The sequence below is a fragment of the Pseudomonas sp. GD03862 genome (genome assembly GCF_029840855.1).
Lineage (GTDB): Bacteria > Pseudomonadota > Gammaproteobacteria > Pseudomonadales > Pseudomonadaceae > Aquipseudomonas > Aquipseudomonas alloputida.
In genome coordinates, this window is the sequence record NZ_JAOCDI010000006.1 from 83,780 (window position 1) to 105,565 (window position 21,786).

The 21,786-nt window shown below is 63.0% G+C and carries 18 protein-coding genes; 9 read left to right on the forward strand and 9 right to left on the reverse strand.

Annotation, left to right across the window (positions count from 1 at the left end; genetic code table 11):
• The first annotated feature begins 160 nt into the window (after positions 1–160).
• The 5 genes from N5D53_RS06110 (at position 161) to N5D53_RS06130 (ending at position 5,618) form a co-directional block, all read left to right on the forward strand.
• Positions 161–2,461, forward strand: a complete 2,301-nt coding sequence (locus tag N5D53_RS06110) for a fatty acid cis/trans isomerase (protein WP_266022949.1) — start codon at positions 161–163, stop codon at positions 2,459–2,461.
• A gap of 191 nt (positions 2,462–2,652) precedes the next feature.
• On the forward strand, positions 2,653–3,687 hold the full coding sequence (locus N5D53_RS06115; RefSeq protein ID WP_014591628.1) for an acyltransferase: 1,035 nt from the start codon (positions 2,653–2,655) through the stop codon (positions 3,685–3,687).
• 58 nt (positions 3,688–3,745) lie between these two features.
• Positions 3,746–4,330: a Fe-S biogenesis protein NfuA gene (gene nfuA / locus N5D53_RS06120; RefSeq protein WP_003250416.1), complete on the forward strand. Its 585-nt coding sequence runs from the start codon at positions 3,746–3,748 to the stop codon at positions 4,328–4,330.
• Between the two features lie 196 nt (positions 4,331–4,526).
• Positions 4,527–5,135, forward strand: coding sequence for an SCO family protein (locus N5D53_RS06125; RefSeq protein WP_104962109.1), 609 nt, complete (start codon positions 4,527–4,529; stop codon positions 5,133–5,135).
• A complete protein-coding gene (locus N5D53_RS06130; protein WP_004573777.1) occupies positions 5,136–5,618 on the forward strand; it encodes a copper chaperone PCu(A)C in 483 nt (160 codons plus the stop codon).
• A 50-nt stretch (positions 5,619–5,668) separates the two neighbouring features.
• Here N5D53_RS06130 and N5D53_RS06135 read toward each other — a convergent pair whose 3' ends face one another.
• From N5D53_RS06135 to N5D53_RS06170, 8 genes are all read right to left on the reverse strand, one after another.
• Positions 5,669–5,896, reverse strand: a complete 228-nt coding sequence (locus N5D53_RS06135) for a hypothetical protein (RefSeq protein ID WP_003250422.1) — start codon at positions 5,894–5,896, stop codon at positions 5,669–5,671.
• 242 nt (positions 5,897–6,138) lie between these two features.
• Positions 6,139–6,984, reverse strand: a complete 846-nt coding sequence (locus N5D53_RS06140) for an AraC family transcriptional regulator (protein WP_003250425.1) — start codon at positions 6,982–6,984, stop codon at positions 6,139–6,141.
• A complete protein-coding gene (locus tag N5D53_RS06145) occupies positions 6,981–7,295 on the reverse strand; it encodes an AzlD domain-containing protein (RefSeq protein ID WP_020193370.1) in 315 nt (104 codons plus the stop codon). Before N5D53_RS06145 ends, N5D53_RS06140 begins: the two co-directional genes overlap by 4 nt.
• The gene (locus tag N5D53_RS06150) at positions 7,292–7,984 is read right to left on the reverse strand and encodes an AzlC family ABC transporter permease (RefSeq protein WP_104962107.1); all 693 of its coding nucleotides are present in this window, start codon (positions 7,982–7,984) and stop codon (positions 7,292–7,294) included. Before N5D53_RS06150 ends, N5D53_RS06145 begins: the two co-directional genes overlap by 4 nt.
• A gap of 147 nt (positions 7,985–8,131) precedes the next feature.
• Positions 8,132–8,827 (reverse strand): sel1 repeat family protein, encoded by a 696-nt coding sequence (locus N5D53_RS06155; protein ID WP_104962106.1) that lies wholly within the window; start codon positions 8,825–8,827, stop codon positions 8,132–8,134.
• A 138-nt stretch (positions 8,828–8,965) separates the two neighbouring features.
• A complete protein-coding gene (locus N5D53_RS06160) occupies positions 8,966–10,048 on the reverse strand; it encodes a hypothetical protein (protein ID WP_020193373.1) in 1,083 nt (360 codons plus the stop codon).
• Between the two features lie 39 nt (positions 10,049–10,087).
• Positions 10,088–10,714: a LysE family translocator gene (locus N5D53_RS06165; protein ID WP_064492423.1), complete on the reverse strand. Its 627-nt coding sequence runs from the start codon at positions 10,712–10,714 to the stop codon at positions 10,088–10,090.
• Positions 10,715–10,716: 2 nt separating this feature from the next.
• The gene (locus tag N5D53_RS06170; protein ID WP_010953345.1) at positions 10,717–11,505 is read right to left on the reverse strand and encodes a YqcI/YcgG family protein; all 789 of its coding nucleotides are present in this window, start codon (positions 11,503–11,505) and stop codon (positions 10,717–10,719) included.
• 160 nt (positions 11,506–11,665) lie between these two features.
• Here N5D53_RS06170 and N5D53_RS06175 point away from each other — a divergent pair, with 160 nt between their 5' ends.
• Positions 11,666–12,586 carry a LysR substrate-binding domain-containing protein gene (locus N5D53_RS06175; RefSeq protein WP_003250438.1) on the forward strand — a complete coding sequence of 307 codons (921 nt, stop codon included), beginning with the start codon at positions 11,666–11,668 and terminating at the stop codon, positions 12,584–12,586.
• On the opposite strand, the gene N5D53_RS06180 is transcribed toward N5D53_RS06175, so the two are convergent.
• The gene (locus tag N5D53_RS06180; protein ID WP_129932536.1) at positions 12,567–13,463 is read right to left on the reverse strand and encodes a LysR family transcriptional regulator; all 897 of its coding nucleotides are present in this window, start codon (positions 13,461–13,463) and stop codon (positions 12,567–12,569) included. The genes N5D53_RS06175 and N5D53_RS06180 overlap by 20 nt on opposite strands.
• 117 nt (positions 13,464–13,580) lie before the next feature.
• Here N5D53_RS06180 and N5D53_RS06185 point away from each other — a divergent pair, with 117 nt between their 5' ends.
• The 3 genes from N5D53_RS06185 (at position 13,581) to N5D53_RS06195 (ending at position 21,701) form a co-directional block, all read left to right on the forward strand.
• Positions 13,581–14,771, forward strand: coding sequence for an MFS transporter (locus N5D53_RS06185; RefSeq protein ID WP_279840173.1), 1,191 nt, complete (start codon positions 13,581–13,583; stop codon positions 14,769–14,771).
• 66 nt (positions 14,772–14,837) lie between these two features.
• Entirely contained in the window at positions 14,838–17,198 is a 2,361-nt protein-coding gene (locus N5D53_RS06190; RefSeq protein ID WP_064492426.1) for a DNA polymerase II, read from the forward strand.
• A 78-nt stretch (positions 17,199–17,276) separates the two neighbouring features.
• Entirely contained in the window at positions 17,277–21,701 is a 4,425-nt protein-coding gene (locus N5D53_RS06195; protein ID WP_279840174.1) for an NEL-type E3 ubiquitin ligase domain-containing protein, read from the forward strand.
• Positions 21,702–21,786: the final 85 nt, after the last annotated feature.

Below are 21,786 nucleotides of genomic sequence, written 5' to 3' on the forward strand. Positions count from 1 at the left end.
TATCAGAAGGTGCCGAATCATAACAAAGCTGCGCGGTTTTTAGGCATGTCGCCCATTTGCATGAAAACTGCTCATGTTGGGCGGGTGGAGGCAGCGCGAAGCACCCAGGACGACCAGGCAACAAATCGTGATGGCTTTCAAGAACCAGGACTTTCCGCACATGGTGCATCGTATCCTTGCCGGCGCCTTCGCCCTGCTCATCAGCGGCGCGGTATTCGGGCAGGCCCCCCAGTCGAGCCCGGCCATTTCCTACACCCGGGACATTCAACCGATCTTCACAGAGAAGTGCGTGGCCTGCCACGCCTGCAACGACGCCGCCTGCCAGCTCAAGCTGGAAAGCCCTGAAGGCGCGGTGCGCGGGGCCAGCAAGGTCCCGGTGTACCAGGGCGAGCGGAGCAAGGCGGTGCCCACCACGAGGCTGTTCTACGACGCCCACAGCGAAGAGCAATGGCGCAAGAAGGGCTTCTACTCGGTGCTCGACAACCAGGGCGGTCAGGCCGCGCTGATGGCGCGCATGCTGGAGTTGGGCCACAAGACCCCGCTTACGCCCAACGCCAAGCTGCCCGAAGAGATCGTCCTGGGCCTGAGCCGCAACAACATGTGCCCGTTGCCCCATGAATTCGACGCCTATGCCGGCGCACACCCCAAGGAGGGCATGCCGCTGGCGGTGACCGGGCTGACCGACGACGAATACGCCACCATGCGCCGCTGGCTGGCGGCCGGTGCGCCGGTGGAGTACCAGCCGATCCAGCCGAGCGCGGCCGAAGCCAGGCAGATCGCAGAGTGGGAAGAACTGCTCAACCGCCCGGGGTCCACCGAGGCGCTGGTGGGGCGCTGGCTCTACGAGCACCTGTTTTTGGCGCACATCCATTTCGCTGGCGGCGAGCAGGGCCACTTCTTCCAGTGGGTGCGCTCGCGTACGCCAAGTGGCAAGCCGGTCGATATCATTGCCACCCGCCGCCCCAACGACCCGCCGGGCACGGACTTCTACTACCGGTTGATCCCGGTGCAGGGCGTGATCGTGCACAAGACGCACATCACCTACCCGATGGGGCCGCAGAAGCTCAAGCGCGTGAAGCAGCTGTTCTATGCCGGCGACTGGCATGCCGCCGCGCTTCCGGGCTACGGCCCGCGCCACCGGGCCAACCCGTTTGAAACCTTCGAGGCGATCCCGGCCGTGGCGCGCTACCAGTTCATGCTGGATAACGCCGAGTACTTCGTGCGCACCTTCATCCGTGGCCCGGTGTGCCGCGGACAGATTGCCACTGACGTGATCCGCGACAACTTCTGGGCGCTGTTCCAGGAGCCGGCCTTCGATCGCTATGTCACCGATGCCGAGTACCGGGGCGAGGCTACTCCGCTGTTGGCCATGCCTGGTCAGATCGATGACGTGGGCAGTGTGCTGAGCCTGTGGCACGCCTATCGTGACAAGCGCAACGACTACGAGAAACTGCGCCGTGAAGCCTATGCCGAAATGCCGGCACCGAGATGGTCGACGCTGTGGGCTGGTAACGACAATGCGCTGCTGAGCATCTTCCGCCACTTCGACAGCGCATCGGTGACCAAGGGCCTGGTGGGGGATGTGCCGCTGACTGTGTGGCTGTTCGACTACCCATTGTTCGAGCGCACGTATTACCAGCTGGCGGTCAACTTCGATGTGTATGGCAACGTTTCGCACCAGTTGCAGACGCGCCTGTACTTCGACCTGATCCGCAATGGTGCCGAGGTCAACTTCCTGCGCCTGATGCCGGCCGACCAGCGCAAGGCGATCCTTGGCGACTGGTACCAGAACAGTGGCAAGGTGAAGATGTGGATGGATTATGAAGACATCGACACCGACACCCCGAGTGGCATCAAGCTCGACCCGCGCAATCCCAAACGCGACTTTGGCCTTAAGCTGCTGCAGCGCACCGGCAGCCTGAATGCCGCGCCGGACCCGATCAACCGCTGCCAGGGTGCGTTCTGCTCACGGCCGCAGATGAGCGAAGAATTCCGCAATGCCGAGCAGTCGCTCAGCCGTCTGGTGTCGCGCCCGGCGGCCGGGCTGAAGGTGATCAACCAGTTGCCCGAGGCGACCATGCTGCGTATCGAAGGGCAGGACGGCCAGCGTCAGGTTTACAGCCTGCTGCGCAACCGCGCGCACAGCAACGTGGCGTTCCTGCTGGGTGAGGCGTACCGCTACCAGCCGGGGCTGGATACCCTGACCCTGTACCCGGGGGTGCTCAGCAGCTACCCGAACTTCATCTTCAACATCCCGACCACGGATGTGCCGGAGTTCGTCGAGGACATGGAGTATGCCAAAGATGACGCGGCGAAGTTCGAGCGCATTGTCATGCGCTGGGGTGTGCGCCGCAGTCACCCAGCGTTCTGGCACTACTTCCACGATCTGAACAGCTATATCAAGGAGACCGAACCGGTCGAGGCGGGCGTGCTGGACATGAACCGCTACGAGAACCTCTGATCGGGTTGGCTGACTTTTCCGATTTGCTTGCGGTCGGACAGAGTAGGTGGTCTGGATCGATTGCTGGGGCTGCTTTGCAGCCCTTCGCGGGTGAACCCGCTCCTACGACAGGTACGGCGCTGCTCTCAAGGCTGGCGCTGGCCTCTGCACTCGATACGGGCCTCAATGCACCGCCAAGCGCAGGGTATTCCATGCTGTATTCGCTTCAGGCATTGCGGGCGTTCGCCGCCTGGGTGGTGGTCTGCCACCATTTCATGCAGATCTTCTTCGACTTCCACGCCACCGGCCCCATCGGCCAACTGCTCACCGACCGTGGCGCCGTAGGTGTCGACATCTTTTTCGTCATCAGCGGGCTGGTCATCTACCTGTCGACCCGCGACAAAACCATCGAGCCGCGCCAGTTCCTGCTCAATCGGGCGCTGCGCATCGTCCCTGCCTACTGGTTCTACACAGCCCTGATGGCCATGTTGCTGCTGGCATTCAGCCAATGGATGCCACATCAGGCGTTTGACTGGCGGCACCTGTTCCTGTCGCTGCTGTTCATCCCGGCGGAAAACCCAGGTGGCTATGGCCTGTACCCGACCCTGAACGTGGGCTGGACGCTGAACTTCGAGATGTTTTTCTACCTGCTGTTCGGCCTGGCCTTCCTGGTACGCCAACGGCATCACCTGCTGCTGGTGACTGCCGCTCTGTTGCTGGTCAGTGAGGTACTGGGGCGCATGGGCGTGGTCAGCCGCTTCTACAACAACGACATCATCTACGAGTTTCTGCTGGGCATTGGTGTCGGTGTACTGTACCGCCGCGGGCTGATCCGTCAGGGGCGGTGGTTGCCGCTGGCGTTGCTGGGTGTGGCGGGCATGGCGATCTACTGTCTGGACGCTTCCCAGCGCTTGCTGCACTGGGGGTTACCGAGTGCGATGGTCGTCCTGGCCTTCGTGGCCATGGAGCCGCTGTTCCAGGGCAATCGGCTGCTCAAGGCCCTTGGCGACTGTTCGTACTCGGTGTACCTGATTCATGTGCTGGTGCTGTATGCCGGTTGGTTCGCCAGCCAGCGGCTGCAGCTGAACCCGTTCCTGACGTTCGCCCTGTGCGTGCCGTCCATTGGACTAATGTCGTGGTTCAGCTACCAGTGGCTGGAGCGCGGCCTGTACCGGCGAATGCAGGCCTGGCTGGCGGCGCAACGGGGGCCGGCCCCTGAATATGCGCTTTCCCGAGTCAATTGCTAGGACTTTGTTCGAAGGCTGGGTTGGCGTACACTTGGCCGCAAGTCTGTGAGGAACCTACATGAGCGCTATAACCATTACCGACGCCGCCCATGACTACCTGGCCGATCTGCTCTCCAAGCAGAATACGCCCGGCATCGGCATTCGCATTTTCATCACCCAGCCGGGCACCCAGTACGCCGAGACGTGCATCGCCTACTGCAAGCCGGGCGAAGAGAAGCCCGACGACACCGCCGTGGGTCTGAAAAGCTTCACTGCCTACCTGGACGCCGTCAGCGTACCGTTCCTGGAAGACGCGCTGGTCGACTACGCCACCGACCGCATGGGTGGCCAGCTGACCATCAAGGCGCCGAACGCCAAGGTGCCGATGGTCAACGAAGACAGCCCGATCAACGAACGTATCAACTACTACCTGCAGACCGAGATCAACCCCGGCCTGGCCAGCCATGGCGGCCAGGTGAGCCTGGTGGACGTGGTCGACGACGGCATTGCCGTGCTGCAGTTCGGTGGTGGCTGCCAGGGTTGCGGCCAGGCCGATGTCACCCTGAAGGAAGGCATCGAGCGCACCCTGCTCGAGCGTATTCCGGAGCTGAAGGGCGTGCGTGACGTGACTGACCACAGCCAGAAAGAAAACGCCTACTACTGAGTTGAAGGCGGTTCCCTTAGCAACAAAGTGTTACGGTTTCAACCCCCGCGACAATAGGCCGCAGCCCATATTCAAAGGGCTGCAGGCCATCCTCGCCTTTGTCGGGTAGAACCCCTCTGGGCGTCATGCCAGAATGCCCCGGTTTTTCGACCGGTCCGTCCCGAGGGCCGGCACCTTCCCTTTAAAGGATGGTTTCATGAATGATCTTTTGACCCGGCGTGCGGTTGTCGCCGGCATGGGCGTTCTCGGGCTTGGCCTGCTGGCAGGCTGCAGCCCGGCCCGGGGGCTCGAGTTCAAGTACGGCAAGAACATGAGCAACGATATCCTCGGGCGCAAGTTCAGCCTCAAAGACCCGCAAGGTAACGTGCGCACCCTGTCGAGCTTCTACGGCAGCATGCCGATGGTCTTCTTCGGCTTCACCCAGTGCCCGGCCGTCTGCCCGACCACGCTGGCGCGGGCGGCGCAGATTCGCAAGCTGCTGAGGGGCCGCGACCGCGACCTGTTCCAGGTGGTGTTCATCACCCTGGACCCGGAGCGCGACACGCCCGAGGTGCTCGATGCCTACGTCAAGGCCTTCGACCCGACGTTCACCGCGCTGACCGGCACCCCCGAGGAAATTGCCGCGGTGGCCAAGGAATTCAAGGTGTTCTACGAGAAGGTTCCGGCCGGAGACACCTACACCATTTCTCATTCGTCCACCAGCTACGTCTACGATACACGTGGCACCCTGCGCCTGAGCCTGGGCCATTCCCTGAACGCCAAGGAATGCGCCGAAGATCTGGTCACCCTGATGGAGATCTGCTGAATGTCGATGCAACCGATCAAACGCGGTCTGGCTGCCCTGGTACTGATGGGGCTGGCCCTGCCGGCCCTGGCCCAGACCACCGTGAGTGATGCCTGGGTGCGTGCCAGCGTGCCGCATCAGCAGTCCACCGGTGCGTTCATGGTCCTGACTGCCAGCAGCGACAGCAAGCTGGTGGGTGTGGCTTCGCCCGTGGCCAAGACCGTGCAGGTGCACGAGATGACCATGAACGGTGACGTGATGGGCATGCGTGAGGTCAAGGCTGTCGAATTGCCAGCCGGCAAGGCAGTGACCTTGGACCCGAATGGCCTGCATGTCATGCTGATGGGCCTGAACAATCAGGTGAAGGAGGGTGACAAAGTGCCGCTGACCCTGACCATCGAGGATGCCAAGGGCGCCAAGGAAACCCTGGACGTTCAGGCGCAAGTGCGTGCGCTCAACGCCGACGCAGGTGGTGGGCATGATCACATGCACATGAACCACTGACAGATCAAAGGGCCGCGTTCAGCGGCCCTTTTCTTTTTCAGCTGCGCCTTTCAGCTACGAAAGCGCGGCAGCGGTCTGTCGAGGGTCAGCGACGTCAGGGTCTTGCGAACCTGGGCCTCATCGGCCTCCAGTGCCTTCAGGCTAGCGCGGATCTTGCCGGCGGCGGGCACATCGCCCTGCCGGTCGATCCAGTCGGCAATCTCCTTGCAGGCACTGCTCAGACAGGCCTGGCGCTGGTTCATCAACGACAGAAGGGTGGTGAGCTCTCTTTCGGACATGACAGGATCCTCCATTCAGCCTTGTCAGTGTAGCAGAGGGTTGGTCAGGCTCTTGTGGCCTTTGCAAGGCGCGCTGCGGCAGCTGCAAAGGGCTACTGCCGCGTCTGCATGTTTAAAGTTGATGCTCGTCTCGTGCGTGGGATCCAAGGCTCGGGATCTGAAAGTGACCTGTTGAAGTGCTCAACTGCACAGTCTGGTAGCTGCTGGCGGGTCTGCATTCTCGAGAGGGCGCTGCCGCCCTCTCACGCGCGTAGAGCAGAGTGAACGCAGGCTTGTCGATACGCCCCCGGGGTCACCCCATAGGCTTGTTTGAACTGCCGGCTCAAATGGCTCTGGTCGGCAAAGCCGAGGTCGAACGCCACTTGCGAAGCGGCCAGGCCGTGCTTCAGCATTTCGCGGGCACGGGCCAGGCGGCGTTGCTTTAACCAGGCATGGGGCGGCAGTCCGGTGGCCTGGCGGAACACCCGGGCGAAGTGGAACGGCGACAGGTTGACTGCTGCCGCCAGCGCTTCCAGTGAGGGCGGGTCGGCCAGTTGGCTTTCCAGCAGTTCGCGGGCGCGGGCTACGGCGAGGGGTTCGTGGCCAGGGGCCGAAGGCTCGGCGCACTGCCCGTGCCGCTGCACCAGGGCCAGCACCGCCTGGCGCCAGGCCGTCTGCTGCTGCAAGGCGCTGGCGCTGGCTTCGGACAACTGATGCAGCTGGCTGAACGCGAGGGCCAGGGCCGGGTCATGGATCACGCTGTCCTTGAAGCTGGGCATGCCGTGGCGGCCCAGTTCCAGTTCGTCAAGCACACCGGTCACCCGCTCGTGCTCGGGATAGAAGCCGCGATAACGCCAGCCGGCTTCATGGGCCGTAGCGCCGGTATGCAGTTCGTCGGGGTTGATCAGCACCATGCTGCCGACCGGTGCCAGGTGCTCGCTGCCGCGGTGCCAGAAGCGCTGGGCGCCCGACTCGATCACGGTGAATACATAGCCTTCGTGCACATGCGGGGCAAAGCGCTGCTGATAGTAGCGAGCGTGCAGCATCTCGACGTCGCCAAGGGCTGGCGCCTGCCAGAGGTGTGTCTGCTCGCGCAAGGGTGGGCTCATGCCAGCCAGCTGCGCAGAAGGAAGAAGATCAACATGCTCACCAGCATGCTCAGCAATACGCTGCGGGTCAACAGCACCAGGGCGATGGCCACAAGGGAGCCCAGCAGGTAGGGGTTGAGCAGGCTCAGGTTGAGCTGGTGGTCAGCCATGAAGATGATCGGGCCGCAGATGGCGGTGAGCATGCCCGGCACGGCAAAGCCGAGAAACTGCCGGGCATTCGAGCTCAGACGCAAGGGCAGGCGCGGCTCCAGGAATGCGTAGCGGTTGAGGAACACGATGGCGCCCATGGCGAATATCAAGATCCAGGTCATGCGCGGACTCCGGCGAATTTCTGGCAGATGAACCCGGCGCTCATGCCCAGCAGGCCTGCGACCACCAGGGCGGTTTCCCAGTGCCAGTAGCTGAACAGCACCGAACAGAACAGCGACACGGCTACGCACACCACGGTGGCCAGGTTGCGCACCAGCGGCGCGATCAGGGCGACAAAAGTGGCGACAATGGAGAAATCCAGGCCAAACTGGTCCAGGTGTGGAATATTCTGGCCCAGCAGTATGCCGGCCAGGGTGAACAGGTTCCAGGCAATGTAGAAGGTCAGGCCCACCCCCAAGGCATACCAGCGGTTGAATTGCTGCTGGTCGTACTGGCTGGTCAGGGCGAAGAATTCGTCGGTCAGCAGAAAGCCCAGGCCCAGGCGCCAGCGCAGCGGCTGGCTGGAAACTACCGGGCGCATCGACAGGCCATACAGCAGGTGCTGCGAGGTCAGCAGCAGGGTGGTGAGCAGGATCGACGCCAGGTTGGCCCCCCCCTTGAGCATGCCAATGGCCACCAGCTGCGCGGCGCCGGCGAAGACGATGGCCGACAGCCCTTGCCCCTGCCAGGCGCTGAGGTTGGCCTCGATGGCCATGGAACCGGCCAGCAGGCCCCAAGGGGCAACGGCCAGGGACAACGGGAGAATGGCAATGGCGCCGTGAAGAAAGGCTTGGCGGGCGATGTGGGGCATGATGGCTGCATGGCGGCTACGTGGCAGGCCAGCATGACAGACGGGGCAGGGGATGGCTTGAACGATCTTGCTGGTCTAGGCGTGTTCGCCTCAACCTCAGTGGCCAACTGACAACAGGGCCGCAAGGCGGCCCCGAATGACCCTGGGTTATGGGCGGCTGGTCAGCAGCTGTTGCGCCGTTGCGCAGCCATTGATGTCTACGGCTTTCTGCAGCAGGCTCGTGCGCTGCTGTGGGTCGAGGTCGCCAAGCAGGCGGTACACCTCGGCCTGATAGTCGCGCTGTCGCCCCCATAGCATTTCCAGGCCTTGTGGCCGGCTGCGGTTGCAAGCCAGGCGTGTGGCCGGTTGCGGGTAGTAGGGGGCGTACACGGTGGCCATGCTGGGGATAGCCTCCAGCGCTGTGCGGTACTCGCTGCTGACGTTGTACGGCCGGCACCAGGTGGCAATGGCTGGCGCCGGTGCGGCAAACCCCTGCTGGAGGCTGGCTTCGAGCAACGGGCAGGCGGCCTCCGGGATTTGCGCGGCGGGCAGGTACGTCATGTAGTACAGGGCCAGGCGGTACTGTGCGACCGGGTGGCCAAGCTCTACCGATTTTTTCAGCAGGGCAACCGCTGTCGGCAAGGTGTGAGCCATGGCCTGGCCCTGGCGGCTAAGCTCAGGGTCGCCGCCTACTGCGGTGCGCAGCGTGCTGTTAGCGTCGCCCTGGTCATCGGCCTGCTCCAGCAGCGGCAAGGCCTGACGGTAGAGCAGGTCGGCATGAGGGTCGATGCGTACCTCCAGCGCTTGCGCGACCAATGGCATCAGCGCAGCCAATAGCGGGGGCAGGCGCCGCACAAGGTTCACAGGCAAACCCCATGGATGGCCAGGTACGGAAGGACGGCTTCGGTGTTCATGGCGGTCAAGCGTGCGCCTCGGGCAAATCGTAACGACGACGTATTCTAGCCACCCAAGGGGGGTGGCCGAAAGACCACCCGACAACTGTCAGACGAGCTTGATCGGCGTGACCTTGCGCTGGGCATGTTTTTCCTGGGCCAGCCCAAGCTTGGCGGTGATCACCTTGGCCAAGGCATTGTTGCCCAGATCGTTCAGGTGCAGGCGGTCGATGAACAGGTCGGCGCCGAACACGGGCGAGCTGTCGAGCATGCAGTTCATGTCGTAGCAGGGCACCGGGTCGGCCTGGCTTTTGATGCGGCGGAAAAATGCCGAATGCAACTGTCTGTCGAACGCGCCCTCCAGCAGCCGGTCGAAGTTCGCCGGTTGTTGCTGCAGCGCGGTCAGCATGGCTTGCTCACCGGCGGGCAGAGTATCCCGGCACCAGGGCAGCAAGGGTTGCAGGATGAAGGTGAGCGTGGCGTGGCTGTCTGCCAGCAGGCGATCCCATTGGCGCAAGGTGCGGCCAATGTTGTCGGCGGCACGGGCCAGCCGTTTTTCCGGGGGCGACAGTGGCCAGCTGACCGGGGGCGCGGCCACAGGAGGGGCCAGCGCTTGTCCGATGCGCCGCCACAGCGACTGCCGACGGGGTGGTGCACAGGGCTGCAGGCCTTCGCTGAAACTGTTGAGAAAGGCCTGGTAGGCCTTGGCGTGCTGCGGGTCGTTGGTACCCGCGAGGACTTCGTGCAGGGCTTCGTGGGCCAAGCTGTTGAGGCCACTGAGCACCACCACATGGCCGAGCTGACCAAGGCGGTGCTGGTGGGTCAGGAACATCATCAATTCCTGGGTGGCGTTGAGCCCGCAGCCGGCCAGGCTCAGCCAGACTTCGCCCGTGAGCATCGACAGGTGCGAGGCCACCGTGTGTTCGTCGGAGCTGGCGCCGATGCCCAGGGCTGTGGAGCCGCCGACCAGCAGGTTGATGCGCGACGCACCACCGTGCTCGGCCGCCGAAAAGCGCTTGCCGGCGCAATGGCTGTAGCGCAGGCCAAGGGCATCGGTGTTGATGGTGCCGGAGCGGTAGCCGGTTTCGTGCACATGCAGGGTATAGGGGGCACGGCGACTGCCCAGCAGGAGAAAACGCTGGTAGTCCTGCTGCAGCGGCGAAGGAGACGGGCGCGTGTCAGTCGTGGTCATGGTCTCTCCTTCGCTGATGCCGGGTGCTTTGCAGCAGGTTCAGGCCGCCAGTTCCTTGAGGTTGTACAGCAGGCCGCCGGCGGCGATCAGCAGCAGGGCGACGCCCGACGCCAGGCTGATGATGCGGTTGCTGCGCTGCGAGGCGATCTTGCCGATGGCGAAGATGTACAGGCTGAGCACGGCGAAATCGATGGCCACCCACAGTAGCGACAGCACCACCATGCTCTTGCCGAACGACTCGGTGATCTGAATGAACTGCGGGAAGAAGGCGATGAAGAAAATGATGTCTTTCGGGTTGGAAATGCCCACCATGAAGCCTTGCATCAGCCCGCCGCGCCCAGCCTTGGGGGCCTCTCTCGCCGCGTCTGACGCGGGTGCCTGCAGGGCGTCCCTCAGCGTGCCCACGGCAATGTAGCCGATGAACAGGCAGCCCAGCAGGCTCATGGTGCTGAGCCATGTTTTGTCGATGGCGGCACTGGTGAGGATGATCCACGCTGCCGCGCCAATCAGCACCAGTGATGCCCAGTTGGTGCCGACGGCGGTGAACATGGCCTTGCGCGAGCCGGAGGCGGCCGCAGTGTTGACGATCAGTGCAACCACCGGGCCGGGAGTGGCGATCAGTAGCAGCACGGTGAGGGCGTAGGTGGCGGTGAGTGCGGTATTCACGGTCAGTTCTCGATCAGTATGTCGGGTGTCGGCTGGTGTGCGGCATGGGCGTGGAACGGGCAGCGTGACGGGTTGAGCGAGCCTGCCTCCTGCAGTTGATACTGCTTCCACTCGTAGTTGTCGGTATCGCCGAAAAAGCCAAGGGTGTCGGGCACAACGCCGTCGTTGTAGTGGTGCACGCGCTCGCGAATGCGCTCGCGGATGCGCTTGCCACTCTCGGTGTTGGCGTTGGCCACTTCGTCGAAGTTCTCCCGCGGGTTGATGACGAAGGTGATGTGCTGGCCCAGGTTGCGGCTTTTCATCTGCTGATGGCCGGGGAAGTTCATGTTGATGAACAGCGGCATGCCGGCATAGCAGAACGACCAGCCGGTATCGTCGGGATCGGTCGGGATGCCTTGAGGCCAAGGGTGCGGGTCGCGCGCATGCACGCCGCGCAGTACCTTCCAGGCCAAGGCCTGCTGCTCGGCCAGGCTGCTGCCGGCTGCGGTTTCGAGAAACACCACCAAAGGGCTGCCGATGCGCTGCTTGGGTGCGATCGGTGCGACGGTGCGCACATAGTTGGCCAGGCCCTGCGCGATATCATCGGCCAGTTGCTCGGCGCGGGCGAAGAGAATGTGGCAGGTTTCGCCGTTTACCGCCTTGCGGCCGAACAGGCAGGGGAATTCGGGGTTGGCGAGAATACTGCGAAAGTGTTCTATGGTTTTGAACGTCCAGTGTTGCATGGTGTGACCATGTTCAGCGGCAAGCTCCAGCGCATCCAGGCGATAGCAATTTCCATATCCCGTAAACATGATTTCCCCAGGCGTTGATTTAAGTGAACGTTCCAGTCACATGCAGGCAGGATCTTGGTTATGTTTGTTATTTACCGGCATTTTCCGAGACGCTCTTGTCGTTGTAAAACGCGTGGAGTTATGACCTACTATTAGTCCTACTCATGCTCGGGACGCCGCCATGTCGGAACGGATTCAGGCCTTGCACGCGCTGCGTGCCTTCGAGGTGGCCTCTCGCTATGGCTCTTTCACCCGTGCGGCTGAAGAGCTGGCCCTGACCCAGGGCGCCGTCAGCCACCACATCAAGACCCTCGAAGCCCTGTTCGGCTGCGACCTGTTCGAACGTCGGGGCCCGAAACTGAGCCTGACCGAGCACGGCCGCCTGCTGGCGCAAGAGCTGAAGGTCGGTTTCAAGATCATCGAGAATGCCTGCGCACTGCTGCGTCAGGATCGCTATGGCCTGCGCCTGAAGGCGCCGTCCACGCTTACGGTGCGCTGGCTGCTGCGGGCGCTGGATGCGTTCAAGAAGGTCGAGGACAACTGCAGCGTGCAGCTGTCCAGTGTGTGGATGGATATCGACAGCGTGGATTTCTATTCCGAGCCCTACGACTGCGCCATTCTCCTGGCAAGCGGGCGTTTTCCCGCCGATATCGAGAGTTTCAAGCTGTTCGATGAATGGCTGATCCCGGTATGTCATCCGGATTACATGACGCAGGCACAACCGCAACTGTCCGACCTGCCCCGATGCGAGTTCCTCCACCCGTCACCCGACCGGCGTGACTGGCGGCGTTGGCTGGCGCGAATGGACGCGCTGGACATCAGCATCGACCAGGGGCAGGTGTTCGATACCCTCGACCAGGGCATATCGGCCGCCCAGCAAGGCCTGGGCATTTCAGTGGTCGATCTGGTACTGGCCAGCACCGACCTGGCCGCCGGGCGCCTGGTCACGCCTTTCAAGCATGCCGTGGCCACCGGCGACGGTTACTACATGACCTGGCTCAAGGCCAGCCCAAAAGCGCGGCAGATGCACAAGCTGCGTGACTTCCTGCTCGGCCAGGTACCGCCGCTGGCCTACAAGGACATCAACTACCTGTACGGTTGAATACCCGAGCGAGCATGAAGTCGATGAATACCCGCAACTTTGGCGGCATCTGCCGCCCGGACGGCCACAGCAGATAGAAGCTGCCGCGCCGTTCCATGAAGTCGTCGAGGACACTGACCAGTGAGCCATTGGCCAGTTCGCGACCCACGTTGAAGTCCGGCAGACAGGTAATGCCGCGGTGGTTCAAGGCAAAGCAGACGCGTGTTTCGACGTGGTTGCAGACCATCGAGATGGGGATGTCATAGGCTTGTTCGGGATGCTCCTGGCGCAGCGGCCAGGTTTCCAGCTTGCCGTTGCTGGGGAAGCGATAATGCAGGCAGGTATGCACCGCCAGGTCGCGTGGGTGCAGGGGAGTGCCGCGTTCGCGCAGGTACTCGGGCGAGGCTACCAGGCGGTGCTGAAAGTGCCCGAGGAATTTGGCGCTGAGCCGGGAATCCACCGGCTGCCCGCCGCGCATCACCACATCGAAGCCTTCGCCGACGATATCCACCATGCGGTCGGAGAAGTCCAGGTCCAGTTCAACCTGTGGGTACAGTGCCATGAACTCGGCCAGGGCCGGCATTACCAGTCTGGTCACCTGCGGCATGCTCACCCGCAGGCGCCCGCGCGGCGTTTCGCTGGCCTGCGACAGCTCCTGCTCGGTGGCTTCGATTTCGGCGAGGATGCGCCGGCTGCGTTCGAGGAACATCGTGCCCTCGGCGGTGAGGGTGATGCTGCGTGTGCTGCGGTGGAACAGGCGCACGCCCAGGCGGCTTTCCAGGCGCGCCACGCGCTTGCCCACTGCAGAGGCACTGATCCCCAGTGACTGGCTGGCGGCAACGAAGCTGCGGGTTTCGGCCACCCGGTTGAAGACCACGAAGCCGCTGAGGCTGTCCATGTCGCACTCCTGATTGCGGACGCTGATGTCCTGGGTGAGCGGCATTGTAACCGTCTTTTTCCGTAATGGCCTTGTCTAGCAGACTGTTCGCCTCGTTTCTCACTCAAGGCATTTGCAATGTCCCAGACATCTTCCGCACCGTTGCTGGCTGTCAGCAACGAACGTCTACCCGTTGGCGGTCTGCTGGCGCTGGCCATGACCGGTTTCATCGCCATTCTCAGCGAAACCCTGCCGGCGGGTCTGCTCGATCAGATCGCCGATGGCATGCACATCAGCCAGGCCATGGCTGGGCAATGGGTCACGGCGTATGCCTTGGGCTCGTTGCTGACCGCCATCCCGTTGGTGACGTTGACCCAAGGCTGGTATCGGCGCCGGGCGCTGTTGCTGGCGATCATCGGCTTCGTGCTGTTCAACGGGCTGACGGCCTTGTCGGACTCCAACACGCTGACCCTGGTGCTGCGCTTTTTCACGGGGGCTGCGGCCGGCCTGGCATGGGGCCTGATCGCTGGCCATGCCCGGCGCATGGTGCCGGTGCCGTTGCAGGGCCGGGCCATGGCCCTGGCCATGCTCGGTCAGCCGATTGCCTTGTCGCTCGGCTTGCCGATTGCGACCTGGCTGGGAGCGGGGCTGGGCTGGCGCGCGACGTTCGTGGTTGTCACGCTGGTGGCGTCGCTGCTGGTGGTGTGGGTGTTGCGATCCGTGCCGGACTACCCGGGGCAGGCTGCCGGCAAGCGCCCGGCGGCCATGCAGGTATTGCGCACGCCGGGGGTGTTGATCGTATTGCTGGTGATCCTCATCTGGATCCTTGGCCATAACATCCTCTACACCTATATCGTGCCGTTGCTGGCGGCGGCTGGCATGGCTGCGGACATTGGCCCTGTGCTGATGGTGTTTGGTCTGTCGGCGCTGGCCGGGATCGGCCTGGTAGGGCTGCTGGTCGACCGACACCTGCGCAAACTGGTGTTGCTGAGCCTGGCCGGTTTTGCCTTGGCCACGCTGGCATTGGGGCAGGCATCGTCGTGGTTTGTGTACTTGAGCATCGCCTTGTGGGGAATGACCTATGGCGGCGCCCCGACCCTGCTGCAGACAGCGTGCGCCGACGCCGCAGGCCCGGGTGGTGACGTGGCGCAGTCGATGCTGGTGACGGTGTGGAACTGCGCCATTGCCCTGGGCGGGATCATTGGCGGATTGCTGCTGGCTGGGGCCGGTGTGGAGTGGTTTGGCGGGGTGGTGCTGGTGTTGATCGCCTTGGCCTGGCTGCTGGCCGTGGCCGGGCGGGGGAGCGGTTTTGTGGCGGGGAAGCGCTAAAACACTCATGCCAGGCACGACACAGGTAGAATAACGCCATCTACAGACAATCCAGAGGTCGACGCAGTGGAGTTGCAGCAGGGTTTTGTCCTGACCCGGCACTGGCACGATACGCCGGAAGGCACCTGCGTGGAGTTCTGGCTGGCCACCGATGACGGGCCGCGGCTGTTGCGGCTTGCGGCGCAGGAGTCGGTGGCTTTCATTCCTCAGGCGCAGGCCGAGCACGCCCGTGTGCTGCTGGCCAACGAAACCGGGACGAAGCTCAAGCCACTGCGCCTGAAGGACTTCGAGCATCGCCCGATGCTCGGCCTCTATACCCGCCAGCATCGCCAGTTGATGCAACTGGAGCAGCGTCTGCGCACGGCCGGTATCGACGTGTTCGAGGCCGATATCCGGCCGCCGGAGCGTTACCTCATGGAGCGGTTCATCACGGCGCCGGTGCAGTTTACTGGCCAGCCGGATGCGCAGGGCGTTTACCGGGAAGCCCAGCTCAGGCCTCTGCCAGGCTATCGCCCGGCGCTGCGCCTGGTGTCGCTGGACATCGAGACCAGCGAGCGTGGTGAGCTGTACAGCATCGCGCTGGAGGGCTGTGGCCAGCGCCAGGTGTACATGCTCGGCCCGGCCAACGGCGATGCCAGCGGGCTTGACTTCGACCTGGAGTATTGCGCCGATCGCGCCGCCTTGATCACCCGGCTCAACCAGTGGATGGCCAGGCATGACCCGGACGCGATCATTGGCTGGAACCTGGTGCAGTTCGACCTGCGCCTGCTGCATGAGCACGCCAAGTCGTTGCAGGTGCCACTGGCCCTGGGGCGCAACGGTGCGGTCATGACCCTGCGCAGCCATGCCGGTGGCGGCCATGTTTTCGCCGATGCGCCGGGGCGGCTGCTGATCGATGGCATCGAGGCGTTGCGTTCGGCCACCTGGAGCTTTGCCTCGTTCAGCCTGGAGAACGTTGCCCAGACCCTGCTGGGTGAAGGCAAGGCCATCGACACGCCGTACCAACGCATGGACGAAATCAATCGCCGCTTCGCCGAAGACAAACCGGCCCTGGCACGCTACAACCTGAAGGACTGCGAACTGGTCACGCGCATTTTCGCCCATACCCGGCTGCTCGACTTCCTGCTCGAACGGGCCTCGGTGACGGGATTGGCCGTGGACCGCAGCGGTGGGTCGGTAGCCGCGTTCTGTCACTTGTACATTCCACAGATGCACCGCCTTGGCTTTGTCGCGCCCAGCCTTGGCAGCCGGCCGGACGAAGCCAGCCCCGGCGGGTTTGTCATGGATTCGCGGCCAGGGCTTTACGACTCGGTGCTGGTGCTGGACTACAAGAGCCTGTACCCGTCGATCATCCGGACCTTTCTCATCGACCCGGTCGGGCTGATCGAAGGCCTGCGCCAGCCTGACGACGCACATTCGGTCGAGGGCTTTCGCGGTGGGCGTTTTTCACGCACACAGCACTGCCTGCCAGCCATCGTCGAACGGGTGTGGCAGGGCAGGGAAGCGGCCAAGCGCGAGGGCAATGCGCCGCTGTCGCAGGCCTTGAAAATCATCATGAATGCCTTTTATGGCGTGCTTGGCTCCAGCGGTTGCCGTTTCTTCGACCCGCGCCTGGCGTCGTCGATCACCATGCGCGGCCACCAGATCATGCGCCAGACCAGGTCCCTGATCGAGGCGTGTGGCTACGATGTGATCTACGGTGACACCGACTCCACCTTTGTCTGGCTCAAGGGTGCCCACGCCGAGGAAGACGCGGCGCGTATTGGCCGCGAACTGGTGGCAAAGGTCAACCAATGGTGGCAAGCCCATCTGCACGAGACCATGAACCTGCACAGCGCCCTCGAACTGCAGTTCGAGGTGCACTACCGGCGCTTCCTGATGCCCACCATCCGCGGCACCGACGAGGGCAGCAAGAAGCGCTATGCCGGCCTGGTGCAGCGGGCCGACGGTGCTGAAGAAATGGTTTACAAGGGCCTGGAGTCGGTGCGCACCGACTGGTCACCGCTGGCCCGGCAGTTCCAGCAGGAACTCTACGGCCGTGTGTTCCGCAGCGAGCCCTACCGTGATTATGTACGCGAGTATGTACGGCGCACGTTGGCGGGCGAGCAGGACGAACTGCTGGTTTATCGCAAGCGCCTGCGTCGCCCGCTGGCCGATTACCAGCGCAACGTGCCGCCGCATGTGCGTGCCGCACGCCTTGCCGACGACTACAACAAGCGCCTGCAGCGCCCTCTGCAGTATCAGCGTGGTGGCTGGATCAGCTACGTGATCACCACCGCCGGGCCTGAGCCGCTGGAAAACCTGCAGGCACCGATCGACTACGATCACTACATCAGCCGTCAGCTACTGCCGGTGGCCGACGCCATCCTGCCCTTTGTCGGCGATGATTTCGCGCGCCTTACCGACCATCAGTTACTGCTGTTCTGAGCGGGTGGTAGATAGCTAGGCGTCAGCATGACGCAACAGTCTTCAGACTCGGCCTTCCATGTCGTCGCGGAGGCAGAGATGCAGAACAATAGCAGTCAACCATCGGCTGCGGTCGATACCCTTGCCATGGCACAAGCATGCCAGGACCACTACATCGCACAGCGGTTGCCGGCCTGGATGAAGCGGCTGAGCATGGCCGAATTCACCCTGCTGAGCGAGGCGCTGCCTGAACTGCTGGCCTGCCGTGCAGGCTTGTCGTCAGTGCTGGCGCGGCTAGGCAACCTGAATGCATTTGCCCGGCCCTTGCTGCAGCAAGCGCTCGGTGCCCACGGCGACCTTGATGTCGATCGCCTGTACTTTCGCCAGTGGTACACCTTTCCCTCACACACGATCCATTATGTAACCAGTAGGTTTCCGGTTGTCGGCAGCGACTACTACGACATTCCTCTGCTCGAGGCCGCTTTGTGCAATTTCACTGCAGACCAGCAGCGCGACCAGGCACAGGGCAATTGCCTGGTCGATGTGCGCGGCGCAAGGCGCAGTGAGCTGTCTGCACCGGGCTTCGCCAGGCTGTGTCGAGCGCTGGATCTTGGGCAGAAATACCAGGCGCATCTGGATTCGGTACTTCAGCCCGAAGTCAGGGGATTGCTGACGCGACGGCAACGCTACAGCATGCTGGTGGATGCCCTGCAGGCCAGGGCGCAGGGCATATTGAGCGCAGACGAACTGCAGTGGGTGGTGGCGCTCTGCACCAAGGACACGCTCGACAAGCTCGAAGGCGCATCGGTTCGCGTGCGCCAGTTGGCGGTGTTCGGTTGCCGCTTGCAGCAAATCGTCGTGCTGGACGTGATCGACGCGGGCTTGCTGTTCAACACCAGCAAGCGCGTGCTGGTCTATGTACCGGGTGACCCGCACGGCCCCTGGAGCGTGCGCAGCGACCTGGAAGATTATGCCCGCCGGGTGCTTGGCAAACGCCTGCGCAAAGATGACTACCGGCGTTTCTTCAACCGCTTCGTGCGCCGACGCGATAGCCAGCGATTCTTCTCGGCCGTCAGTGAGCGGCTCGATGACGTGCCCGGCTGGGCAACCCGGGACCTCGATGAGCAGACCTTTGCCTATCGCCTGCCATTGTTCGAGCACCTTGCTGACGACTGGGTCGCGCGGATCAAGGACGATGCTGCGATCATCGCCCCGCCCGTGGCCTTGCTTGATCGCGAGGTCCAGGCCGAACACGCCCGCCGTTTGCGTGCTGAAGGCTGGACCTTGTTGGGTGTCGCAGGGTTCTTCGTTCCGGGCATCGGCGCGGTGTTGTTGGGGGTGATGGCCTGGGAACTGCTTGAGCAGACGTTCCAGTCTGTAGGGGACTGGCAGGAAAACGAACGCAATGCAGCGCTGGCGCACCTGCTGAATGTAGGCAAAGGGCTGCTGGCTGTCGGGGCAACCGTTGCCGTAGTCGCCACGGCCCGACGCGCCTGGAGTGTGGTCGACAACCTGGTACCGGCGCAGCTGGAAAACGGTGAGGAAAAACTGTGGAACGCAGACCTCGGCCCCTATCGCTGCGAAAGCCCGCCAGACACGGCGGTGCCGGACATGGAGGGTGTGCACCGTGTTGGCGAGCGCCGCTGGATCAGCATGGACGGGCACTGGTATGAGATGACCTGGCACAACGACGATGAACAGTGGCAATTGCTCCCTTACCAGGGCTATGCGCCGCCACTGCGTCACAATGGGGGCGGTGCGTGGCGGCTGTGGTGCGAACAGCCCGCCGAGTGGGGCGACACACGCCAGTTGTTCCGCCGCCTGGGCGGGCCATTCAGCGACCTCGACGACGCGCAGATCGACCGGTCGCTGGCAATTCATGGCCTGGATGATCAGCATCTGCGGGCATGGCATGTGTATGGCCGACCGCCGGAGGCCGCGCTGCTCGACACCGTCACACGCGTGCGGCTCGCTGGCAGGATTGGTACGTTGGTCAACCAGTTGCGCGAGGGCGGTGTAACCGCAGACCCGCAACTGCTGGAGCGGGTCATGCGCCTTCCACAAGCCGCCGGCAAGGAAGGAGCAGCGTTGGCCGATGTGGCTTGGGCCGGGCGACGAGAACTGCTTCAGGCGTTGTACGAAGAGCAGAATCCCGACACTGAAACTGGCCGCCTCTTACGACAGAACTTTGCCAGCCTGCACCGCTTGGCCGCGAATGAGGTGCTGCGCGATGCCAGCGAGGATGACCTGCAGTTTTTGCGTGAGACGGGGCGTGTGCCATTGCTGATGGCCGAGGCAGCAAGGTTGCAGGTTGCGCGGATTCGAATGGCGCGGGTGTACGAGGCGCTGTGCATCGATACGCCGCAAAACCTCGACCTGGCGCGTGTGGTCCTGAACCTGCTGGTGCATGTGCCGGGGGCTGGCGGGCCGGGGTGGCGATTGTACGACGGTGATGCCAGCGAGCCGTTACTGACGGTCGAGGGATCGGCGCAGACGTTTGACCTGCTTCATCGTCATGGGCTGTTCCGCCTGCGTGCCCCAACGCACACGGTTGCCGGTGAGAGGGGCGAGTTGTTCGAGACCTTGGCCGCAGCCTATGACGACGCATCGCAAGCGGCCATCGGCCAAGGCCAGCCCTTCGTGCCTGCGTTGCGCCAGGCGCTGACCAACGTTGCTTTCGACCAGCGCCAGACCGTGGTGAACCTGCTCAGGCTGGAACAGCCGAGCGGCTCGTTTCTCGCGCCGCAACGTCTTGCTGATGGCCGGATTGGTTACCCCATGGCGGGCGGCAGGCTCTGGGGGGCGTTAGGGCGAAACCGGCCAAGGGCGCTTCAGGCCCGGTTGCGAGACCTGTACCCGGCCTTTACCGACGAACAGATCGGGCGCTGGTTGGCCTCAAGTGACGCGCAGGCCCGGTTATCTGTGCTGGAACAGCAATATGGGGTGCTCAAAAGGCACTTGACCCAGTGGGCACGCAGTGCCTTGCTGTCACCAGAACTGGCCGCCCGGCGTGAGTTCAGAAAGGGGCTGATCAACTGCTGGCGCTGTCTTGTGCCGGAACTGCAAGGGCAAGCGGCACTGGACGACGGGCGTTTCATGCTGACCCAGACCATCAGCCGTTTGCGCCATCTGCCGGCCCTGCCCGCGCAAGTGGGCTTTCCTCACGTCTCGATCCTGGCCTTGCGCGCCATGCGCGTGGAGCACGTTCCGGACGAGTTTCTGCGGGCGTTTCCCAACTTGCGCAACCTGGAAATCACCCATTGCCGACTCACGCGCTTGCCATTGCCTCTGATGCTTGTCCAGAAGCTGGAGGTACTCGACTTGTCTGGTAACCAGATCACGCTCGACCAAGGCCAGGCGTTGGTCTTGGCAGATTGCCGGTCCCTGGTGTACCTGAACCTTTCGGACAACCCGTTGCGCAGGGCATTTTCCGTCCAGGCAATGACCGAGCTGAATGCCCTCTACCTGTCAAACACCCAGATGCCCGGGTTTCCCTACGGGCTGATGGACGCGCCAGAACTGCACACCCTGAACCTCAGCGACAACCGTATTTCTGAACTGCCCGAGGGTTTTCATCAGTCGCAGTTGTGGCGTTCGGGCAGGGTCGAGCTTTCCGGCAATCCGCTGGAGGCAGCATATGACGGGGTTTCAATCTGGCATTTGCTTGAGGCCAGTCGCGTGCCTTACCGGTTGCGCTTTCTGGATGCGTTACCTGGCGAACGTCGAGATGAAATGGCCGCACTGTGGGCCCATGTGGAGTCCGAGGAGCAGTCGGAGGAATTCTTCAATACCCTGTCGATGCTGACAGAGTCGGGTGCCTTCAATCGCTCATCGACCGCGTCCGCGCTCGCGGCCCGTGTGTTCGACATGCTCCAGGCGATGTCTGAGCATGATGCCCTCAGGCATGAGCTGTTCGAGCACGCAGCGGCGACCGGTTGCCAGGATAATGCCACCGCTCGTTTCGCTGACCTGGAACTGCGACTGATGATATGGCGCACGCGGCACGGTGAATCTGCCCGGCGGCCTGAGCTGGCCTTGCTAAGGCTCGGTGCCGGGATGTGGCGCTTGGCGTTGCTCGATCAGCTTGCCGCTGAACATGCCTATCGGGTGGGGGCGGGCGCTGAGTCGATCGAATTTGCCTTGGCCTATCGAATCGCCTTGCGCAATGTCCTGGACTTGCCTGCCCAACCCGGTGAAATGCTCTATGCAGGCATCCCGGCGCTGAGCCATCAGGACCTTCTCCTGGTCCGTGAAAGGGTCCTGATGAAACAAACCCGGGAAGATATCGCTCATTATCTGTCACGGCAGTGGTTCTGGCAGGATTACCTGCACAAGACTTTCCCGGTTCGCTTGCAAGTGCCACCCTCCATGCACGCTGAACTGGAACGGCTGATGGCGTTGGGAAATCGGGAAGAGGATATCGCACGGCTGCAGACCAGCAACCAGCAACGCGAGCATGCGGTGTTGCTGCAGTTGACGCTGGAGGCGCTGGCCCGGAACACGGTGCAGCGTCCGCTCAGCTAGCGGGTTGGCGGTTGTCTGAGCGCAGGCATTAGCTATATAGCGCCTGGCGGGGAGCAGGCAACTTAGTCTGGCCTCTTTTCATGAA